This window comes from Sphingopyxis sp. Root1497 (assembly GCF_001427085.1).
Lineage (GTDB): Bacteria > Pseudomonadota > Alphaproteobacteria > Sphingomonadales > Sphingomonadaceae > Sphingopyxis.
In genome coordinates, this window is the sequence record NZ_LMGF01000001.1 from 44,650 (window position 1) to 63,225 (window position 18,576).

General features: G+C 67.9%; 19 protein-coding genes. 16 read left to right on the forward strand and 3 right to left on the reverse strand.

The features are described 5' to 3' along the window. Positions 1-11: 11 nt before the first annotated feature. Genes ASD67_RS00175 through ASD67_RS00210 form a run of 8 tightly spaced genes read left to right on the forward strand, consistent with a single transcriptional unit; the run spans position 12 to position 7,379 of the window. Positions 12-722 carry a DUF4129 domain-containing protein gene (locus tag ASD67_RS00175; RefSeq protein WP_056341548.1) on the forward strand — a complete coding sequence of 237 codons (711 nt, stop codon included), beginning with the start codon at positions 12-14 and terminating at the stop codon, positions 720-722. Continuing rightward, positions 719-1,957: a hypothetical protein gene (locus tag ASD67_RS00180; RefSeq protein ID WP_056341551.1), complete on the forward strand. Its 1,239-nt coding sequence runs from the start codon at positions 719-721 to the stop codon at positions 1,955-1,957. Before ASD67_RS00175 ends, ASD67_RS00180 begins: the two co-directional genes overlap by 4 nt. Beyond that, entirely contained in the window at positions 1,947-2,939 is a 993-nt protein-coding gene (locus ASD67_RS00185; RefSeq protein WP_268797725.1) for an AAA family ATPase, read from the forward strand. Before ASD67_RS00180 ends, ASD67_RS00185 begins: the two co-directional genes overlap by 11 nt. Then, positions 2,936-4,267 (forward strand): DUF58 domain-containing protein, encoded by a 1,332-nt coding sequence (locus ASD67_RS00190; protein ID WP_056341554.1) that lies wholly within the window; start codon positions 2,936-2,938, stop codon positions 4,265-4,267. Before ASD67_RS00185 ends, ASD67_RS00190 begins: the two co-directional genes overlap by 4 nt. After that, positions 4,264-5,304: a stage II sporulation protein M gene (locus tag ASD67_RS00195; RefSeq protein ID WP_056341557.1), complete on the forward strand. Its 1,041-nt coding sequence runs from the start codon at positions 4,264-4,266 to the stop codon at positions 5,302-5,304. Before ASD67_RS00190 ends, ASD67_RS00195 begins: the two co-directional genes overlap by 4 nt. Then, positions 5,301-6,170 carry an RDD family protein gene (locus ASD67_RS00200; RefSeq protein WP_056341559.1) on the forward strand — a complete coding sequence of 290 codons (870 nt, stop codon included), beginning with the start codon at positions 5,301-5,303 and terminating at the stop codon, positions 6,168-6,170. The genes ASD67_RS00195 and ASD67_RS00200 overlap by 4 nt, the downstream gene beginning before the upstream one ends. After that, positions 6,157-6,858: a nitroreductase gene (locus ASD67_RS00205; protein ID WP_056341563.1), complete on the forward strand. Its 702-nt coding sequence runs from the start codon at positions 6,157-6,159 to the stop codon at positions 6,856-6,858. Before ASD67_RS00200 ends, ASD67_RS00205 begins: the two co-directional genes overlap by 14 nt. After that, positions 6,855-7,379: a hypothetical protein gene (locus ASD67_RS00210; RefSeq protein ID WP_056341566.1), complete on the forward strand. Its 525-nt coding sequence runs from the start codon at positions 6,855-6,857 to the stop codon at positions 7,377-7,379. Before ASD67_RS00205 ends, ASD67_RS00210 begins: the two co-directional genes overlap by 4 nt. A 101-nt stretch (positions 7,380-7,480) precedes the next feature. Here the strand turns inward: ASD67_RS00210 and ASD67_RS00215 are convergent, their stop codons facing one another. Beyond that, complete coding sequence (locus tag ASD67_RS00215) at positions 7,481-7,915, reverse strand: hypothetical protein (protein ID WP_056341569.1); 435 nt, start codon at positions 7,913-7,915, stop codon at positions 7,481-7,483. Positions 7,916-8,021: 106 nt separating this feature from the next. Here ASD67_RS00215 and gyrB point away from each other — a divergent pair, with 106 nt between their 5' ends. Both gyrB and ASD67_RS00225 read left to right on the forward strand, forming a co-directional pair. After that, positions 8,022-10,595: a DNA topoisomerase (ATP-hydrolyzing) subunit B gene (gene gyrB / locus ASD67_RS00220; RefSeq protein WP_056341572.1), complete on the forward strand. Its 2,574-nt coding sequence runs from the start codon at positions 8,022-8,024 to the stop codon at positions 10,593-10,595. An 89-nt stretch (positions 10,596-10,684) separates the two neighbouring features. Next, positions 10,685-11,074 (forward strand): septal ring lytic transglycosylase RlpA family protein, encoded by a 390-nt coding sequence (locus ASD67_RS00225; RefSeq protein ID WP_056341575.1) that lies wholly within the window; start codon positions 10,685-10,687, stop codon positions 11,072-11,074. Between the two features lie 10 nt (positions 11,075-11,084). Here the strand turns inward: ASD67_RS00225 and ASD67_RS00230 are convergent, their stop codons facing one another. Then, positions 11,085-12,014, reverse strand: coding sequence for a glutaminase (locus ASD67_RS00230; RefSeq protein WP_056341579.1), 930 nt, complete (start codon positions 12,012-12,014; stop codon positions 11,085-11,087). A 98-nt stretch (positions 12,015-12,112) separates the two neighbouring features. Here ASD67_RS00230 and ASD67_RS22835 point away from each other — a divergent pair, with 98 nt between their 5' ends. Genes ASD67_RS22835 through ASD67_RS00245 form a run of 3 tightly spaced genes read left to right on the forward strand, consistent with a single transcriptional unit; the run spans position 12,113 to position 13,388 of the window. Beyond that, on the forward strand, positions 12,113-12,586 hold the full coding sequence (locus ASD67_RS22835; RefSeq protein ID WP_056341582.1) for a VOC family protein: 474 nt from the start codon (positions 12,113-12,115) through the stop codon (positions 12,584-12,586). Then, positions 12,583-12,924 (forward strand): ArsR/SmtB family transcription factor, encoded by a 342-nt coding sequence (locus ASD67_RS22840; RefSeq protein ID WP_056341585.1) that lies wholly within the window; start codon positions 12,583-12,585, stop codon positions 12,922-12,924. Before ASD67_RS22835 ends, ASD67_RS22840 begins: the two co-directional genes overlap by 4 nt. Then, positions 12,921-13,388, forward strand: a complete 468-nt coding sequence (locus ASD67_RS00245; protein WP_056341588.1) for an SRPBCC domain-containing protein — start codon at positions 12,921-12,923, stop codon at positions 13,386-13,388. The genes ASD67_RS22840 and ASD67_RS00245 overlap by 4 nt, the downstream gene beginning before the upstream one ends. 40 nt (positions 13,389-13,428) lie before the next feature. Here ASD67_RS00245 and ASD67_RS00250 read toward each other — a convergent pair whose 3' ends face one another. Then, positions 13,429-13,878, reverse strand: a complete 450-nt coding sequence (locus ASD67_RS00250) for a hypothetical protein (protein ID WP_056341589.1) — start codon at positions 13,876-13,878, stop codon at positions 13,429-13,431. A gap of 212 nt (positions 13,879-14,090) precedes the next feature. Here ASD67_RS00250 and ASD67_RS00255 point away from each other — a divergent pair, with 212 nt between their 5' ends. The 3 genes from ASD67_RS00255 to pdeM all read left to right on the forward strand — a co-directional run bounded on the left by ASD67_RS00255 (position 14,091) and on the right by pdeM (position 18,572). Further along, on the forward strand, positions 14,091-16,499 hold the full coding sequence (locus ASD67_RS00255) for a ligase-associated DNA damage response DEXH box helicase (RefSeq protein ID WP_056341592.1): 2,409 nt from the start codon (positions 14,091-14,093) through the stop codon (positions 16,497-16,499). A gap of 243 nt (positions 16,500-16,742) precedes the next feature. Then, a complete protein-coding gene (locus ASD67_RS00260) occupies positions 16,743-17,786 on the forward strand; it encodes a retroviral-like aspartic protease family protein (RefSeq protein ID WP_056342811.1) in 1,044 nt (347 codons plus the stop codon). Between the two features lie 75 nt (positions 17,787-17,861). Beyond that, positions 17,862-18,572 carry a ligase-associated DNA damage response endonuclease PdeM gene (pdeM, locus tag ASD67_RS00265; protein WP_056342812.1) on the forward strand — a complete coding sequence of 237 codons (711 nt, stop codon included), beginning with the start codon at positions 17,862-17,864 and terminating at the stop codon, positions 18,570-18,572. Positions 18,573-18,576: the final 4 nt, after the last annotated feature.

The following is an 18,576-nucleotide window of genomic DNA, read 5'->3' on the forward strand; positions in this document are numbered from 1 at the left end:
ATTATTTCAACATGATATCGCTGTGGATCGCCCAGGCGTCGGCCGCCGCGCAGCCGCCGAACGCCGATGCGACCGGGGGTTGGCTCGTCGATCCCGAACTCGTCGCACCGGGCTATACCCAGACGATGGCCGGCGGCACGATCCAGACCGCCTTTCCGCCGCCCCCGCCGCCGCCGAACACCCCCGAATGGCTGAAGACGCTGGGCGACGCGGTCCGCAGCCTGTTCGACTGGCTGTCGCCGCTCGGCGAGCCCTTGCTGTGGATCGGCGGCATCCTGCTCGTGCTGCTGCTGCTCTATCTGTTCGTCCCCGCCTTTGCCCAATGGGTCGACGACCTGCGCTATCGCCGCAAGCGCCAGGCGCTCGCCGACGAGGCCGATCTGGCCGGCCATGCCGAGGCCGGCGCGGCGCGCATCCTGCTCGGCGAGGCCGACGAACTGGCGGCGGCGGGGCGCTATGCCGAGGCGGTCCACCTGCTGCTCTATCGCAGCGTCGCCGACATCAGCGATCGCCGCCCGGGGCTGGTCCAGCCGGCGATGACCTCGCGCGACCTTGCCGCGGCGACCGATCTGCCCGGGGTCGCACGCGAGGCGTTCAGCCGCATCGCGCGCGCGGTCGAGATCAGCCTGTTCGGCGGCCGCGCGATCGACGCCGGCGCCTGGGAACAGTGCCGCACCGCCTATGCCGAGATGACGGTGCCGCGAAACTGGGTCCGCACATGAGCGACAATGCGACCGGCGAGACCAGTTTCAACCCGCGGCTGATGGCCGGCATCGTCGTGCTGGGCATCGTCGCCTTCATCGCGCTGTGGGCGCTGATCGCGCTGGGGCCGCAGATCGGCAGCGGCAACGACGGCAAGGGCCATGCGCTGTCGAAGGCCGCACCGGGCTATGCCGGAATCGTCGACCTGGTCGAGCGCGCGGGCGCATCGGTCGACGTGCGGCGCAGCACCAAGCCCTATGTCTATGAGGATTACGAGCCGCTGGTCGTCCTGACCCCGACGCACCAGACGCGCCCCGAGGAAATCGCCGAACTGATCGCCGGCGCCGGCGGGGCGCCGGTGCTGATCGTCCTGCCCAAATGGCGGGCGGGGCGGCTTCCCGGTACCGACACCAAGCCGGGCTGGGTCAGCGGCGGCTATCCCATCGTGCCGCCGTCGAAGCTGCTGCCGTCCGAACATTTCGGCAAGGTCGACATCCGCGCCGAGAAAGCGGCGGCGGCGCCCGCGCCCGCCTGGCTCGCCGGGCGGAACATCAGCGTGGCGCTGCCCGCCAATGTCCAGACCGTCGCCGGCGACGACATCGAAACGCTCGCCGCCGGCCCGCGCGGCGGCGCGGTGCTGGCACGCGCGAAATCGCACGATTATTACATCCTCGCCGACCCCGACCTGATCAACAATTTCGCCTTTGCCACGCCGGACGGCGCGCGCGGCGCGGTGACGCTGATCGACGCCATCGCCGAGGATGGCGACGCCGCCGACGGGCTCGCCTTCGACGTCACGCTGAACGGGCTCGGAGGCGGGCGCTCGCTGCTGCGCTTCGCCTTCGTGCCGCCCTTCATCGGCATCACGCTCTGCCTGATCGCGGCGGGACTGTTCGCGCTGTGGCAGGCGTGGGCGCGCTTCGGGCCGGCGCTGACCCCGCAGCGCGCGATCCCGGTGTCGAAGGCGGCGCTGATCGCCAACAGCGCCGACCTGATCAAGCAGGCGGGCCGCGAGCTCGAGGGGGCGGGCGATTATGTCGCGAGCCTGCGCAGTGCGATCGCGCGGCGGCTCCACGCCCCGGCGGGGCTCGACGCCGCAGCGACCGACGGCTGGATCGACCGGCATTTGCCGCCCGGCAGCAATCTTTTCTCGGCGCTCGCGCGGCGCTTGCCGTTCGCGCGCAACAATCATGAATTCCTCGCAGACGCACAGGCGCTGCACGACATCAGGAAGGACTTAATCCGTGACAGCTGAACCGATCGCCAAGGGAGACGGGGCCAAGGGCATCGAGCGCGTGCAGGCCTTGGGCGCCGCGATCGACGCCGAGGTCGCCAAGGCGGTGTTCGGGCAGGGTCCGCTGACCCGCATGGTGACGATCGCGCTGCTCGCGGGCGGGCATGTCCTGCTCGAAGGGCCGCCGGGAACCGCCAAGACCCTGCTCGCACAGGCGTTCGCGCGCGCGACCGGGCTCGATTTCGGACGCATCCAGTTCACCCCCGATTTGATGCCGGGCGACATTTTGGGGTCGAACCTGTTCAACTTCCAGACGTCGGCCTTCACGCTGACCAAGGGGCCGATCTTCACCGAATTGCTGCTCGCCGACGAAATCAACCGCACCCCGCCCAAGACGCAGGCGGCGCTGCTCGAAGCGATGCAGGAACGCCGCGTGACGATCAACGGCGAGCCGCACGTCATGAGCCCGCGCTTCACCGTGCTCGCGACGCAGAATCCGATCGAGCAGCAGGGCGTCTATCCGCTGCCCGAGGCGCAGCTCGACCGCTTCCTGTTCAAACTGGTCGTCGGCTATCCCGACGCCGCCGAGGAACGGCGGATCGTCGCCGAACATGGCGGGCGTTTCAAAAGCCCCGCGGTCGCCGATTTCGGCGTGTCGCAGGTCACCGACGCGGCGGCGATCGGCGAAGCGATCGACGTGATTTCGACCGTGCGGCTGGCTGACGAGATCGTCGATTATATCGTCCGCCTGATCCGCGCGACGCGCGAGAGCGCCGACCTGGAGTGCGGCGCAAGCCCGCGCGCCGCATCGCTGCTGGCGCGCGCGGCGAGCGCCGCCGCGGCGCTCGACGGGCGCGACTATGTCATCCCCGACGATATCCAGCGCCTCGCGGCCGGGGTGCTGCGCCACCGCGTCATCCTGTCGGCGGCGGCCGAGATCGAAGGGCGCAGCGTCGAACAGGTCGTCGCCGCGCTGCTCGAACGCGAGGAAGTGCCTCGGTGATCTACCCGACCCGCCGCGCGGTCCTCTTGCTGTTGGCCGGCGCGCCGGTCGCGCTTTTGCTCGGGCTGATCCGGCCCGAGCTGTGGCTCGTCGCGCCGGGCTGGATCGGGTTCATCACCGCCTGCCTGCTGATCGACGGCGTTGCCGGTCCCCATCCGCGCGGCCTGGCGCTCGACACCCGTTTCCCGCACCAGGTCGGGGTCGGCGATCCGTTCGACCTCAGGCTCACCGCGACGAGCGAGCGCGGCGTGCCACGCCATGCCGAAGTCGCGCTGGCGGTCGATGAGCGGCTCGCGGTCGGCGGGCGGCTGTCGGACGAGATGCGCGCCGCCGAAAGCGAGGACGGCACACGCCGCGCGCTCGTCCGGACGCTGAGCCTGTCGGCCGCGCGGCGCGGCAAGGCGGTGATCGACAGCCTGTGGATTCGCTGGCGCGGCCCGCTGGGCCTCGTGTGGAAACAGCGCAAGTTCGTCGTCGATACCAACATCGCGGTCGTCCCCAGCCTGCGCGCGGTGACCGAGGAAGGGCGCCGCCTGTTCCAGCGCAACAGCTGGTTCGGGCTGCGCCAGCAGCGGATGCGCGGCGAAGGCGCCGAATTCGAGGCGCTGGCGGAATATCAGCCCGGCATGGACCGGCGCGCGATCGACTGGAACGCGTCGGCGCGGCATGTGAAGCTGTTCGCCAAGGAATATCGCGTCGAACGCGACAATCGCGTCGTGCTGGCGATCGACGCCGGACGGACGATGTCCGAACCCGTCGGCGGCATGCCGCGCGTCGACCGCGCGGTGTCGGCGGCGCTGCTTCTCGCCTATGTCGGGCTGAAGATGAACGACCGCGTGAGCCTGTTCTCCTTTGCCGCCAAGCCGCAGGCGATGACCCCCGCTTACATGCACACCCAGGATTTCCCGGCGCTGCAGCGCGCCGCGAGCCTGGTCGACTATGCGCATGTCGAGAGCAATTTCACCCTCGCGCTGACCACCCTGTCGGCGCAGCTCAACCGCCGCTCGCTGATCATATTGTTCACCGAATTCACCGACGCGACGAGCGCCGACCTGATGATCCGCGCCGCCGGGCGGCTGGTCAAGAAACACCGCCTGCTGTTCGTCGTGCTGAAGGACGAGGAACTGGAGAGCGAAGAGAAACGCCGCCCCGAAAGCGCCGCCGACGTCACGAGGTCGAACGTTGCCGCGGCGATGCTGCGCGACCGGCAGCTGGTGATCGCGCGGCTGCAGCGGCTGGGCGCCGACGTGCTCGAAGTGCCCGCCGACACGATGACGGCGGGGGTGGTCGACGCCTATCTGGGCATCAAGCGCGAGGGCAGCCTGTGATCCCCGACCTTCCCGTCGCCGCGGCGCTCGACGCGCCCGCCTTTTCGACCGGGCGCTTTCGCGCCGAGCGCGAAGCCGACTGGATCGCCTTCGACGCACTGCTCACCCGGCTCGAAAAACGCGGCGCCAAGGGACTGTCGAGCGAGGAACTGCTGCAGCTGCCGGTACTGTACCGCGCGACCCTGTCGTCGCTGTCGATCGCGCGCGCGACGAGCCTCGACAAGGCGCTGCTCGGCCATCTCGAAGCGCTGTCGATGCGCGGCTATTTCCTGATCTATGGCGTGCGCCAGTCGCGGTTCGACCGGATGGCGCGCTTTTTCACCCGCGACTGGCCGCTGGCGGTGCAGGCGGTGTGGAAAGAAACGCTGATCATCGCGGCGATCATCATCCTGGGGGCGATCACCAGCTGGTCGCTCGTGTCGAGCCAGCCCGACTGGTATTACAGCTTCGTCGACGAGGGGATGGCGGGCGGGCGCGACCCGCGCGCGACCGCCGAGTTTCTGCAATCGACGATCGGCCATGGCAAGGCGGCGGCGTCCGAGGACGAAGGCGCGCTGCACGTCTTTGCCACCTTCCTCTTCACCCACAACAGCCAGGTGTCGATCCTGTCCTTCGCGCTCGGCTTCGCCTTCGGCATCCCGACGATGATGCTCGAATTCTATCAGGGGATCAGCCTGGGGGCGATGGTCGCGGTGTTCACCGGCAAGGGGCTGGGCTATGATTTCGGCGGCTGGCTGTTCATCCACGGCACCACCGAATTGTTCGCCGCCGCCTTGTCGGGGGCGGCGGGGCTGCGCATCGGGGCGGCGGTGGTCTTTCCCGGCGCGCGCAGCCGGTTGCAGGCGGCGTCCGATGCCGGGCGCACCGCGGGCAAGGTGATGGTCGGGGTGATCATCATGCTGCTCGTCGCCGGACTGCTCGAAGGCTTCGGGCGCCAGCTGATCACCGACACGGTGATGCGCTATGGCATCGGCACCGTGATGCTGCTCCTCTGGTTCGCCTATTATTATATCCCGCGGCGGAGCACGGCGACATGAGCGCCACGGCGAACGCGAAAATGCGGACCGCGCAAAAGGGCAAGATCCGCCAGTTCATCACCCCCGAGGGGGTCGACCTCGAGCTCAAGATCGCGAGTTCGGGGCTGCGTTTCGGCGCGCTGATCGTCGACCTCGGCATCCTGCTCGCGATCATGATCCTGTTCTCGCTGTTCCTCGACTGGATCGACGCCGCCGCGTCGCGCGACCTGATCGAAATGATCTGGCTGCTCGGTTTCTTCGTGCTGCGGACCTTCTGGTTCATCGGCTTCGAACTCGGCCAGCGCGCCGCGACGCCGGGCAAGCGCCTGATGGGGATTCGCGTCGTTGCGCGCGACGGCGGCCGGCTGACCGCCGACGCGGTGGTCGCGCGCAACCTGATCCGCGAGCTCGAACTGTTCCTGCCGCTGATGATGCTGGGCTTCGGGGCGAGCGAGGATGCGGTGTCGGGCTGGACCGCGTTCGCCGGGGTCGCCTGGTCGCTAACGCTGAGCCTGTTCCTGCTGTTCAACAAGGACCGGATGCGGATGGGCGACCTGATCGCCGGGACGTGGGTGGTGATGGCGCAGCGATCAAAGCTCGACCATGACATCGCCGCCGAGGCCGAGGCGGCCGGGCCGATGGCGTTCAGCGAGGCCGAACTGTCGGTCTATGGCATTTTCGAACTGCAGGAGCTCGAGCGGGTCTTGCGTATCCGCGATGCGCGCGCCATGCGCGAGGTCGCGGACACGATCCGCGCCAAGATCGGGCGGCCGGTCGCGGAGGAGGACGATGTCTTCCTCCTCTCCTATTACCGCCAGCTGAAAGCCCGGCTCGAACGCAAATTGCTGTTCGGCAAGCGGCGAGAGGATAAATATGCCAGCGACTGACACCGCCACCCTTCCCGTGACCGACGCGCTGCACAAGCGGCGTTCGGTGCGTGCCTTTACCGATCGGCCGGTCGACCCCGCGCTGCTGACCGAAATCTTCGCCGCCGCGCAGCGTGCGCCGTCGGGTGGCAATCTCCAGCCCTGGCAGGCCATAGTGATCGCGGGCAGCGACTGGCAGGCGGTCAAGGACGCGGTCGCGGCGCGCATCGCTATGGGCCGCGAGGGGCATCAACCCGAATATGACATCTATCCCAAGGGGCTGACCGAGCCGTGGGAAACGCGGCGCTTCGGGGTCGGCGAGGGGCTGTACGCCGCGCTCGGCATCCCGCGCGAGGACAAGAAGGCGCGGCTCGGCCAGTTCATGAACAATTATACCGGTTTCGGCGCGCCGGTGATGCTGTTCCTCCATTGCTCGCGGATCATGGGGCCGCCGCAATGGTCCGACATGGGCATGTGGCTGCAGTCGGTGATGCTGCTGCTCGTCGAGCATGGCCTGGCAAGCTGCCCGCAGGAATGCTGGGCGATGTACGGCGCGACGATCCGCGAGACCTTGGCGCTCGGCGACGACCAGATCCTGTTCACCGGGCTCGCGATCGGTTACGCCGACGAGGATGCGGCGGTGAACCAATGGCCGGTGCCGCGCGTTGGCATCGACGAAGTGGTCGATTTCCGGGGATTTGCATCGTGAGCCGAAAACGCGCCTGGTGGCGCTACAGCATCGCCCTGCCGTTGACGCTCGCGATCGCGAGTTGCACCGCGGTGCCGACCCCGGCGCCGGCTCCCGCGCCGACCCCGGTCGCCGCGACACCCCGCCCGACCCCCGCGCCGGTTCCCACCCCCGCGAAAGCTTGGGACGAGCGGCGCCTCGATGCCGGCGAGTGGCGTTATGACGCGGCGGCCCGCACCGCGAGCTTCGCGCAAGCGGGCGTCGCGTCGCCGCTGGTGACGATGGCGTGCAGCGGCGGATCGATCGAGCTTGGCGCCGGGCTCGGCGCCGGCGAGACACTCGACGTCGATCTCAGGACCAGCGCCGGCACCGACCGGCTGCGACTGAGCGGCGGCCGCGTGACGCTCGGCAATCGCGACGCCCGGCTCGACCGCATCGCGTTCAGCCGCGGCCGCTTCGCGCTGGAAGCGAGCAACGGCAGCACGCTGACGCTGCCGGTCCAGTCCGAAATCGGCCGGTTGATCGAGGATTGCCGCGGTTAAAGACCGTCGCCCCCGCGAAGGCGGGGGCCGCCATCGGTATACGCAGTGGTGCCGAGTAAGGCCGCCCGCGGCCCCCGCCTACGCGGGGGCGACGGAAATTCTTAAGCCCCCAGCTGCACCGTCCCGCCCTTGATCCAGCCCCAGCGGCACGGACCCTGATATTCGCGCGCCGAGCGCACCGGCCGCGTGACGTCGCAATAGGCCGGATCGCCGCCGGGCGCGGCGAAGACGATACCGAACCAGGCGTCGTCGTCGGTCGCCTCGCATAGCGACACCGACGTGCCCCCCGCGAGCTTCGCCTTGACCGCGCGCGTTTCGCCGGGCGCCCAATAAACATCGGTGCCGCCGGGCTTGACGCGCGAGGTGCTGGCGCAGGCGGGAAGCTGCGGCCCTTCGGTCCCGGTCTTCACCGGACGCGAGGCGAGCGGTTCGCCCGCGACGGCGGGGGCATTGTCGGGCGGCGGGGCGGGCTGCGAACAGGCCGCGACCGAGAGCGCGAGAAGCAGGGGAAGCGAGCGGGCGAGACGAGGTTTCATGCCCCGAAACTAGCCGCCGCGACGCGGGCGCGCAACGCTCGATCCGAAAGGAGCGAGAGCCGCATTTTCGCTTGGGTTTTGGCGACCCCGACCCTATATAATCGCTATGACGGACACCCCAGAAAATATCGCGCCGAGCGCCAACGCCAACCTGCCCAATGTGAACGCCTATGGCGCCGATTCGATCAAGGTTCTCAAGGGCCTCGACGCGGTACGCAAGCGGCCGGGCATGTATATCGGCGACACCGACGACGGGTCGGGGCTGCACCACATGGTGTTCGAGGTTTCGGACAATGCGATCGACGAAGCGCTCGCGGGGCATTGCGACCTCGTCCTGATCACGCTGAACAGCGACGGGTCGGTCAGCGTCGAGGACAATGGCCGCGGCATTCCGACCGGCATCCACGCCGAAGAAGGCATTTCGGCGGCCGAGGTCATCATGACCCAGCTCCACGCCGGCGGGAAGTTCGAAAACACCAGCGACGATAATGCGTATAAGGTGTCGGGCGGCCTGCACGGGGTCGGCGTGTCGGTCGTCAACGCGCTGTCCGAATGGCTCGAGCTGACGATCTGGCGCGACGGCGAAGAGCATTGGATGCGCTTCGAACATGGCGATTCGGTCGGCCCGCTCAAGGTCAACGGCCCTGCCCCGGCGGGCAAGAAGGGCACGCGCGTTACCTTCCAGGCATCGACCGAGACGTTCAAGAATGTCCTCGAATTCGATTTCGAGAAGCTGGAACACCGCTATCGCGAGCTTGCCTTCCTGAATTCGGGGGTGCGGATCAAGCTGGTCGACGCGCGCCACGCCGAGCATGTCAGCCATGACCTATTTTACGAGGGCGGCATCGCGGCCTTCGTCAAATATCTCGATCGCAACAAGACCCCGTTGCTGGCCGATCCGATCGCGATCAGCAGCGAGCGCGACGGCATCGGCATCGATGTCGCGCTCGAGTGGAACGACAGCTATTATGAAAATGTCCTCTGCTTCACGAACAACATCCCGCAGCGCGACGGCGGCACGCACCTCGCCGCGTTCCGCGCCGCGCTGACGCGCACGATCAACGGCTATGGCGACAAGTCGGGCATCCTGAAGAAGGAAAAGGTCAGCCTGACCGGCGACGACATGCGCGAAGGGCTGACCGCGATCGTGTCGGTCAAGCTGCCCGACCCCAAATTCAGCTCGCAGACCAAGGACAAGCTGGTCAGCAGCGAAGTGCGCCAGCCGCTGGAAAGCCTGATGGCCGACCGGATGACCGAATGGCTGGAGGAAAATCCGGCCCATGCGAAAGCCGTGATCCAGAAGGTGATCGACGCCGCCGCCGCCCGCGAAGCCGCGAAAAAGGCGCGCGAGCTGACGCGGCGCAAGGGCGCGATGGATATCGCGAGCCTGCCCGGCAAGCTCGCCGACTGCCAGGAACGCGACCCCGCCAAATGCGAACTCTTCCTCGTCGAGGGTGACTCGGCAGGCGGCAGCGCCAAGCAGGGCCGCGACCGCCATGTCCAGGCGATCCTGCCGCTGAAGGGCAAGATTTTGAACGTCGAGCGTGCGCGTTTCGACCGCATCATCTCGTCGAAGGAAGTCGGGACGTTGATCCAGGCGCTCGGCACCGGGATCCGCGACGAGTTCAACCTCGAAAAGCTGCGTTATCACAAGATCGTGATCATGACCGACGCCGACGTCGACGGCGCGCATATCCGCACGCTGCTGCTGACCTTCTTCTATCGCCAAATGCCCGAGATCATCGAGGGCGGTCACCTCTACATCGCCCAGCCGCCGCTCTACAAAGTCGCGAAAGGCCGCAGCGAGGTCTATCTCAAGGACGATAGCGCGCTCGAAAATTACCTCGTCGACGGCGGGATCGATGCGCTGATGCTCGAGACGAGCGGCGGGGCGCGGTCGGGCAACGACCTGCGCGACCTGATCGAGCATGGCCGCCGGCTGCGCGCGCTGATGCGTTATGTGCCGCGCGGGCATAATTACGAGCTGGTCGAGGCGCTGGCGCTCAACGGCGCGCTCGATCCCGAACTCGACAGCACGGGCCGCATCGCGGCCGGCGTGCGCGCCGCCGAATGGCTCAACGCCGCCGAGGGCGCGCTTACCGGCGGCAGCGAGGCGAAATGGACGATCGTCGCCGTGGACGGCGGCTATACGCTCGAAAAGCGTTGGCGCGGGGTCAGCGACCATCATGCGATCGACGCGGCCTTCCTGGCGAGTCAGGAAGCGCGGCGGCTGCACAAGCTCGCCGGCGAGCAGGCCGACACCTATGCCCGCCCGGGCCGCCTGGTGAAGGGCAGCAGCGCCGCGGCGCAGGCCGCCGAAGCGGCGGCGCTCGCCGCCGCCGAAGCCGATAGCGACGCCGATACGAGCGATAGCGACCTGCCCGCGGCCTCCACCGGCAAGACGACGCCGATCACCCGCCCGTCCGAACTGCTCGAAGCGATTTTCGCGCACAGCCGCAAGGGTCTGTCGATCAGCCGCTACAAGGGGCTGGGCGAGATGAATGCCGAGCAATTGTGGGAAACCACGCTCGATCCGTCGAACCGCACGCTGCTGCGCGTCGAGGCCGAACAGGCCGATATCGCGCACGAGATCTTCGAGCGGCTGATGGGCGACGAGGTCGAACCACGGCGCGATTTCATCCAGACCAACGCGCTGTCGGTGGCCAATCTCGACGTCTGACCGCAAATCCCGCGCGGCGTAACGCGGACCGGCTTGCCTCGGCAAGCCGGGGCTGCTTGCTGCCGCCAGAGGACAAAGGGGAGGATGTCATGCGGGGCTTTGCCGCCATGCTGATGCCGCTATTGCTGGCGGTTCCGGCCGTCGCGCAGGACGCCGATGGCGATGACGGGGTCGTCGTCGAAACCGAGCTTTCGAGCGGAATGGCGAGCTATTACAGCCGCGAGCTTGAGGGCAATCGCACCGCCAACGGCGAAATCTGCGATCCCGACGACCTGACCGCGGCGCACCGCACCCTGCCCTTTGGCAGCAAGGTGCGCGTCACCAACCTGGCCAACGGCGAGAGCGTTATCGTGCGGATCAACGACCGCGGCCCGTTCGGGCGCGGGCGGGTGATCGACATCAGCCATGCCGCGGCGAAGGAAATCGGCATGCACCGCAGCGGCACGGCGCGGGTCAAGCTGACGCTGCTCGACGATTGAAGGCGCGGCCTTAGTCGAACACCGACCAGCCGGCGGCATAAGCGAAATGTTCGAGCGCGATCGCGCCGACCAGCGAGGTGCCGGCTTCGTTCAATCCCGGCGACCAGACCGCGATCGATCCCTGCCCCGGCGCGATGCAGAGGATGCCGCCGCCGACGCCGCTCTTGCCCGGCAGGCCGACGCGAAAGGCGAATTCGCCGCTGTTGTCGTAATGGCCGCACAGCATCATGATCGCATTGATGCGCCGGGCGCGGTGCGGTTCGACCAGTTGCTCGCCGGTGCGCGGGTCGCGGCCGTCCATCGTCAGGAACAGCCCGGCCTTCGCCAATTGGGTGCAGCTCATGGCGATCGCGCATTGGCGGAAATAGACGCCGAGCGTCGTTTCGACGGGGTGACGCAGGTTACCGAAGGCGTCCATGAAATGGGTCAGGCTGCGGTTGCGGGCGCCGGTTTCGGATTCGGAAAAGGCGACGTCGAGGTCGATGTCGACCCCCTCGTCGCCGGCACGGGCGCGGATGAAGGCGAGGATTTCCTCGATCACCGCATCGCCGTCGCGGCCATCGATCAGCCGGTCGGTGGTGGCGATCGCGCCGGCGTTGATCAGCGGATTGCGCGGGATGCCAAGCTCGGTCTCGAGCTGGACGATCGAGTTGAAGGCGCTGCCCGAGGGTTCGCGGCCGACGCTGTCCCACAGCGAACTGCCGACGCGGCGCAAAGCGAGCGCCAGCGTGAAGACCTTCGACACCGACTGGATCGAAAAGGGCGTGTCGGCGTCGCCCGCGACGTGAATCGTGCCATCGGGGAGCGCGAGCGCCATGCCGAAATGGTTCGGATCGACGCAGGCGAGCGCCGGGATATAGTCGGCGACCTTGCCCTGCCCGCGGTGCGGCAGCGCGATGGCATAGGCTTCGGCGAGGCAGCGGGCGAGATCGACAGTCATGCGCTTTTCCTAGCAACTTCATTCGCGATTGCATGTATTTTCATTTTTATGAAAATATTGTACGATAGTGAAATCATCTGCGAATCGGGAGAGATATCATGGTCGATCATCCACGCGGCAAGGGGCTTTCGAGCGCCGTGAGTTATCAGGACAGCAAGGCGGCGTTCCGCTGGCTGGAGGACGCCTTCGGCTTCGAACCGTTGTTCGTGCTGCTCGATGCCGAGGGCAATCTGGCGCACAGCGAGATGGGCTATGGCAATTCGGTGGTGATGGTCGGCAATGAATGGTCCGACGACCACAAGAGCCCGAAATCGATCGGCGACAAGAACAGCCAGTCGGTGCATGTCCAGCTCGCGGTCGGCGAGGATATCGACGCGCATTGCGCGGTCGCGCGCGCCGCAGGAGCCGAAATCCTCGCCGAGCCCGAGACGCAATTCTATGGCGACCGCAGCTACCGCGCCAAGGACCCCGAGGGGCATATCTGGACCTTTGGCGTCACCGTCGCCGAAAAGACGGCGGAAGAGTGGGACGCCGAGGGCGGCTTCACGACGAAGACGCGGCTCGACGATTGAGCGCCGAAAGATCGAGCGAGGCCGTCGATCGCCTGTTCGCCGCGCTCGCCGACCCGAAGCGCCGCCGCGCGGTCGAGCTGCTCGGCGCGCGGCCGTATAGCGCGGGCGAGCTGGCCGACGCGCTCGGGCTGGCGCCGCCCGCGATGAGCCGCCATCTGCGCGCGCTGAAAGAGGGCGGACTGGTCGAGGACGGCCATCCGATGTTCGATGCGCGGGTGCGGATATACCGACTGAAGGACGGTGCAACCGGCGAACTCAAGCAATGGCTCGCCGAGACCGAGGCGCTGTGGAGCGACCAGCTGGCGAGTTTCAAGCGCCATGTCGAGGGCGGCGCATGAGCGCCGCGGTGATCGTCGCGCTGCGCGTCGCGGCAACGCCGGCCCGCGCCTTCGACGTCTTCACCCACGAGATCGGGCTATGGTGGAAAAGCCATGCGCTGTTCGAAGTGTCGCGAAAGGGCGACGGCGCATTGCGGTTCGACCCCGCGGGTCCCGAGGGGCGGCTGGTCACGCGCTTCGCCGACGGCACCGAGTGGGAAATCGGACGCGTGAGCTGCTGGTTGCCGGGCGAACGGCTGGGCTTCGGCTGGCGGTTGCCGAGTTTCCGCGCCGATCAGACGACCGAGGTCGAGGTGCGGTTCGAGGCGGTCGGCGCCGAGACACGCGTGACCGTCGAGCATCGCGGCTGGGATACGATCCCGCAGAAACATGTCGCACGCCACGGGTTCGAACTGATGCTGTTCCAGCGGCGGCTGGGCGAGCATTGGCGCGGGTTGCTGGGGGCGATGGGGGCGCGGGTCTGAGGTGATCCTCCCCCTCCCCGTTCCGGGGAGGAGCGCTCAGCTATTGCGTCCCCGCCTGCGCCTGCGCCTTGGCCAGGGTTTCGATCGTCCGGTCGGCGCTCGCGAAGAGTTCGGGTTGGCGCTCGCGGAAGCCGGCGCAGGTGGCGATGTCGGCGGCGAAGACGTCGGTCTTGCCCTCGGCGCGCGCGAGCACGGCATCCGAATTGGCGATGGCGTTTTCGGCCTCGAACAAGGTTTTCAGCGTCTTGGCGTCAAACTTGTCGTCGGGCTTGTTCTCGGCGAGCGCGAGCATGATCATATAATATTGCAGGAAATGGCGCCCCGCGGTCAGCTGGGCCTCGCTGTCCTTCGGCGCGCGTTCGCTGGTGACCTGATAGACCGCGGCGCAGCGGAGCATGCCCGCGAGCTTCATCATCGGTTCTTCGGCGGCGACCGGCAACGGGGCGAGCAGCGCCGCAGCGCTGGTGACCGCGAGTATCGATTTAACCATGAGCATCCTTCCAACGGATGCGACCCCGGGCGGATTTATCGCGGGTTTCGGGACGGATGTCGATGGCCATCTCCCCCTCCCGCTTGCGGGAGGGGTTAGGGGAGGGGCTGTCGAGGTTGGCGCGCGGAAGGAACAAGCCCTCCCCCGGGCCCTCCCGCAAGCGGGAGGGGAGAAAGCTTGCCCCTCACCCGTCGGCACGCCACATCTCTCCAATGCTGCTCCCGCAAATCTTCACCGACTGGTTCGCCGCGCGCGGGTGGCGGGTGCGGCGGCATCAGGCCGATATGCTGGCCGCTGCCACACGCGGCGAGCATGCCTTGCTCGTCGCCGCGACGGGGGCGGGGAAGACGCTGGCGGGGTTTTTGCCGACGCTCGTCGATCTCGCTGCCAATCCGTCGGACCGGCTCCACACGCTCTATGTGTCGCCGCTGAAAGCGCTCGCCGCCGACGTCGAACGCAATTTGATCGGCCCGATCACCGACATGGACCTGCCGATCAGCGTCGAAAGCCGCAGCGGCGACACCAGTTCGGACAAAAAGGCGCGGCAGCGCAGCCGGCCGCCGAACATATTGCTCACCACCCCCGAATCACTGTCGCTGCTGCTGAGCTATCCCGACAGCTTCAACATGTTCGCCGACCTCAAGACGGTGGTGATCGACGAGATCCACGCCTTTGCGCCGGGCAAGCGCGGCGACCTGCTGAGCCTGTCGCTCGCGCGGCTGCAGGCGATCGCGCCCGCGATGCGCCGCGTCGGGCTGTCGGCGACGATCGCCGATCCGGTCCAATATGCCGGCTGGCTGGCCCCCGACAGCCGCGCCGATACGGTGACGGTGATCGAGGGCGAGGCGGGGGCCGACCCGGACATATCGATCCTGCTGCCCGAGGGTGCGGTGCCCTGGTCGGGGCATTCGGGGCGTTATGCGGTGCATCAGGTGATGGCCGAGGTGGCGAGAAACCGCACCACGATCATCTTCTGCAACACCCGCGGACTCGCCGAGCTGATCTTTCAGGACTTGTGGAAGGTCAACGACCTCGGGCTGCCGATCGCGATCCACCATGGCAGCCTCGACCGCGAGGCCCGCCAGCGCGCCGAGACGGCGATGGCCGAAGGGCGGCTCCGCGCGCTGGTCGCGACGTCGAGCCTCGATCTGGGACTCGACTGGGGCGATGTCGATTGCGTGATCCAGATGGGGGCGCCGAAGGGGTCGTCGCGGCTGCTCCAGCGGATCGGGCGCGCCAATCACCGGCTCGACGAACCGAGCAAGGCGCTGATCGTGCCGGGCAACCGCTTCGAATATCTGGAGGCGCAGGCGGCGCTCGACGCCGTCGAGGCGGGCGAGCGCGACGCCGACCGCTTCCGCCCCGGCGCGCTCGACGTGCTGGCGCAGCATGTGATGGCGCTCGCCTGCGCCGCGCCCTTCGCCGAAGACGCGCTGCTTGAGGAGATCCGCTCGGCAGCGCCGTATCGCTGGGTCAATGCCACGACCTTTTCGCGGCTGCTCGGCTTCGTTCGCGACGGGGGTTATGCGCTCAAAAGCTATGACCGGTTTCGGCGCCTCGCGCCCGACGGGCAAGGACGCTGGCGCATCGCGCATCCCAAGCTGGCGGCGCAGCACCGGCTCAACGCCGGGATCATCGTCGACGCGCCGACGCTCGACGTGCGGTTCAAGAACGGGCGCAGATTGGGCAGCGTCGAGGAATATTTCGCGAGCACGCTGACGCCGGGCGACACCTTCGCCTTCGCCGGATTGAGCCTCGAGGTCGAATCGATCCGCGACACCGACCTTTATGTCCGCGCGACGACGCGGCCGGCGCGCATCCCCTCCTATGTCGGCGCGCGCATGGCATTGACGACGCGGCTCGCCGACCGGGTGCGCGGCTTCCTCGCCGATCCGGCGAGCTGGGTCCGTTTTCCCGACGACGTGCGCACCTGGCTCGAAATGCAGGCGTATCGGTCGGTGTTGCCACGCCCCGGCGAACTGCTGGTCGAAACCTTCCCGCACGAGGAGCATCATTATCTGGTCGTCTATCCGTTCGAGGGGTGGAACGCGCACCAGTCGCTCGGCATGCTGATTTCGAAGCGCATGGAGCGCGCGGGGTTGCAGCCTTTGGGCTTCGTCGCGTCGGACTATGCGCTGGCGATCTGGTCGCTGAAGCCGGTGATCGACCCCGCCGCGCTGTTCGACGCCGCGATATTGGAGGACGAGTTTGTCGAATGGGTCGAGGGCTCGCACCTCCTGAAGCGCGCGTTCCGCGAGGTCGCGGTGATCGGCGGGCTGATCGAACGCCAGCATCCGGGCAAGCGCAAGACCGGCAAGCAGGTGACCTTTTCGACCGACCTGATCTTCGACGTGCTGCGCAAATATGAACCCGACCATCTGTTGCTCGAAGCGGCGTGGGCCGATGCGCGCGAGCGGCTGACCGATGTCGCGCGGCTGGGCGACCTGCTCGACCGCGCGGCGGGGACGATGCTGCACAAGGATTTGCCACGGATCAGCCCGCTGGCGGTGCCGGTGCTGGTGCTGATCGGGCGCGAAAATGTCGCCGCCGCCGACCTCGACGATGCGTTGCTGGGCGAGCTGGCGGATGAACTGGCCGCGGCGGCGATGGGGGACGCGTAGCGAGACGGGATGTCCGAGCGGGACGGGACAACAATCCCGTTCGTGTCGAGCAAAGTCGAGACACCCATCGGTAGCGCACGCCTTTGGGGTGTCTCGACTTTGCTCGACACGAACGGAAATATGGGCAGGCTTGGATACCCCGAACCGCCCATCACCGCACCATCCGTCCGCGCACCGCACCCCGCTTGCCGCGCACCGCCGACAGGCGTAGACTGGCGGCATAACATAATGAGGATGCCCGCGATGACCCATGTTCTCAGCCGGCCTATGATCTGGACGCTGCTGCTGTCCGCCCCGGCGCTGCTCGGCGCGAGCCAGCCGCCGGTCGCACCGCCGCCCGCGCCGGCGCCGGCCTCGACCCCCGCCGATCCGCTGGCCCAGCCGGTGACGAGCGCCGAGGTCACCCCTTTCATCCAGCCGTTCGACCTCGACGCGACGCGGCGCATGTCGGTGAAGGTGATGGTCGGCGGCAAGGGGCCGTTTTCCTTCCTCGTCGACACCGGCGCCGAGCGCACGATCATCGCGCGCGAACTCGCCGACCGGCTGGGGCTGGTCGAGGGCGGCAAGCTGCGCATGGCGACGATCGGCGGGTCGGCGACGGTCCCCAGCTTTCGCGTCGCGGCGCTGTCGATGACCGACCTGCAGATGACCGCGTTCGACGCCCCCTCCTTTTTCGGCCGCCATCTTGGGGCCGCGGGGCTGATCGGGGTCGACATGCTCGAGGACCGGCGCATCCTGATCGATTTTCGCAAGGAGAGCATGGAGATCCTGGAAACGCGCAAGCGCGCGCGGCCGATCATCCGCGACGACGACGCGATCGTCGTCACCGCGCGCAATTCGGCGGGGCGGCTGATCCTGTCCGACGCGCGGCTCGACGGCAAACGCATCGACGTGATCGTCGACACCGGCGCGCAGACGAGCGTCGGCAACCTGGCGCTGCAGAAACTGGTCGCGGCCCGGCGCGCGAACCGCCTGCCCTTCCTGTCGACCACGCTCGGCGCGGTGACCGGCGAGGCGGTGCCCGCGACGCGCACCGCGATCAAGCGCATCATCATCAACGGCATGGACGTCAACGACTTGCCGGTGAGCTTCGCCGACAGCCAGGCATTCCGCGCACTGGGCCTGCAGGAGCGGCCGGCGCTGCTGCTCGGCATGGACAGCCTGGCGCTGTTCGACCGGGTCGAGATCGATTTCCCGAACAAGCGCATCGTGTTCGACCTGCCCGATGGCGCGAGCCGCGCGACGGGGCAGCGCTTCGCCGCCAATTTCGCGAAGCCGGCGAGTTAGGACCGAAGCCTCCATTCGCCGCGAGCATGAGAACATATGCTGGACGCCGGTGACGGGCGGCGCCATAGCGGCGCCATGCCCGCCGCGCCCCTGCTCGATTTTGCCGGTCACCGGTTCGTGCCGCTCGCCGGGCGCGCGCTGTTCTGGCCGCGCCATGGGGCGCTGATCGTCGCCGACCTGCATCTGGAAAAGGCGAGCTGGTACGCGACGCACGGCCAGCCGTTGCCGCCCTATGACAGCCACGACACGCTCGACCGGCTGGCACGGCTGGTCACCGAGACCGGCGCGCGCGCGCTGTGGTGCCTGGGCGACAGTTTCCACGACCGCGCCGCCGCCGAACGGGTCGCGCCCGCGGTCGCCGAGCGGTTGCGCCGCCAGACGGGGGCGGTGCCGCTGACCTGGATCGCGGGCAATCACGATGGCCTGTCGGGCGGCGCCTGGGGCGGCACCATCGCCGAAGAGATCGAGGTCGACGGCATCGTCCTGCGCCACCAGTGCGAAGCGGGCGAGACCCGCCCCGAGATATCGGGGCATTTCCATCCCAAGCTGCGGCTGACCCTGCGCGGCCGGGCGGTGTCGCGGCCATGCTTCGCGGGCGACGCGCAGCGGCTGATTCTGCCCGCCTTCGGCAGCCTGACCGGCGGACTCGATGTCGGCGACAGCGCCATCGCGGCGAATTTCGCGGGCGATTATCGCGCGATGCTGGTCGCCGACGGAAAATTGCTGTCGCTGCGCTGTGGCAATCCTGCCACCGATGACGTTACGGCAATGCCGGGCCGCGCCTGATCGC

What these genes read in the sequence shown, in the direction of transcription:
- ASD67_RS00175 (WP_056341548.1), top strand. Translation starts at nt 12, where the DNA reads ATGATATCGCTGTGGATCGCCCAGGCGTCGGCCGCCGCGCAGCCGCCG.
- ASD67_RS00180 (WP_056341551.1), top strand. Translation starts at nt 719, where the DNA reads ATGAGCGACAATGCGACCGGCGAGACCAGTTTCAACCCGCGGCTGATG.
- ASD67_RS00200 (WP_056341559.1), top strand. Translation starts at nt 5,301, where the DNA reads ATGAGCGCCACGGCGAACGCGAAAATGCGGACCGCGCAAAAGGGCAAG.
- ASD67_RS00205 (WP_056341563.1), top strand. Translation starts at nt 6,157, where the DNA reads ATGCCAGCGACTGACACCGCCACCCTTCCCGTGACCGACGCGCTGCAC.
- ASD67_RS00215 (WP_056341569.1), bottom strand. Translation starts at nt 7,915, where the DNA reads ATGAAACCTCGTCTCGCCCGCTCGCTTCCCCTGCTTCTCGCGCTCTCG.
- gyrB (WP_056341572.1), top strand. Translation starts at nt 8,022, where the DNA reads ATGACGGACACCCCAGAAAATATCGCGCCGAGCGCCAACGCCAACCTG.
- ASD67_RS00225 (WP_056341575.1), top strand. Translation starts at nt 10,685, where the DNA reads ATGCGGGGCTTTGCCGCCATGCTGATGCCGCTATTGCTGGCGGTTCCG.
- ASD67_RS00230 (WP_056341579.1), bottom strand. Translation starts at nt 12,014, where the DNA reads ATGACTGTCGATCTCGCCCGCTGCCTCGCCGAAGCCTATGCCATCGCG.
- ASD67_RS22835 (WP_056341582.1), top strand. Translation starts at nt 12,113, where the DNA reads ATGGTCGATCATCCACGCGGCAAGGGGCTTTCGAGCGCCGTGAGTTAT.
- ASD67_RS00245 (WP_056341588.1), top strand. Translation starts at nt 12,921, where the DNA reads ATGAGCGCCGCGGTGATCGTCGCGCTGCGCGTCGCGGCAACGCCGGCC.
- ASD67_RS00250 (WP_056341589.1), bottom strand. Translation starts at nt 13,878, where the DNA reads ATGGTTAAATCGATACTCGCGGTCACCAGCGCTGCGGCGCTGCTCGCC.
- ASD67_RS00255 (WP_056341592.1), top strand. Translation starts at nt 14,091, where the DNA reads ATGCTGCTCCCGCAAATCTTCACCGACTGGTTCGCCGCGCGCGGGTGG.
- ASD67_RS00260 (WP_056342811.1), top strand. Translation starts at nt 16,743, where the DNA reads ATGACCCATGTTCTCAGCCGGCCTATGATCTGGACGCTGCTGCTGTCC.
- pdeM (WP_056342812.1), top strand. Translation starts at nt 17,862, where the DNA reads ATGCCCGCCGCGCCCCTGCTCGATTTTGCCGGTCACCGGTTCGTGCCG.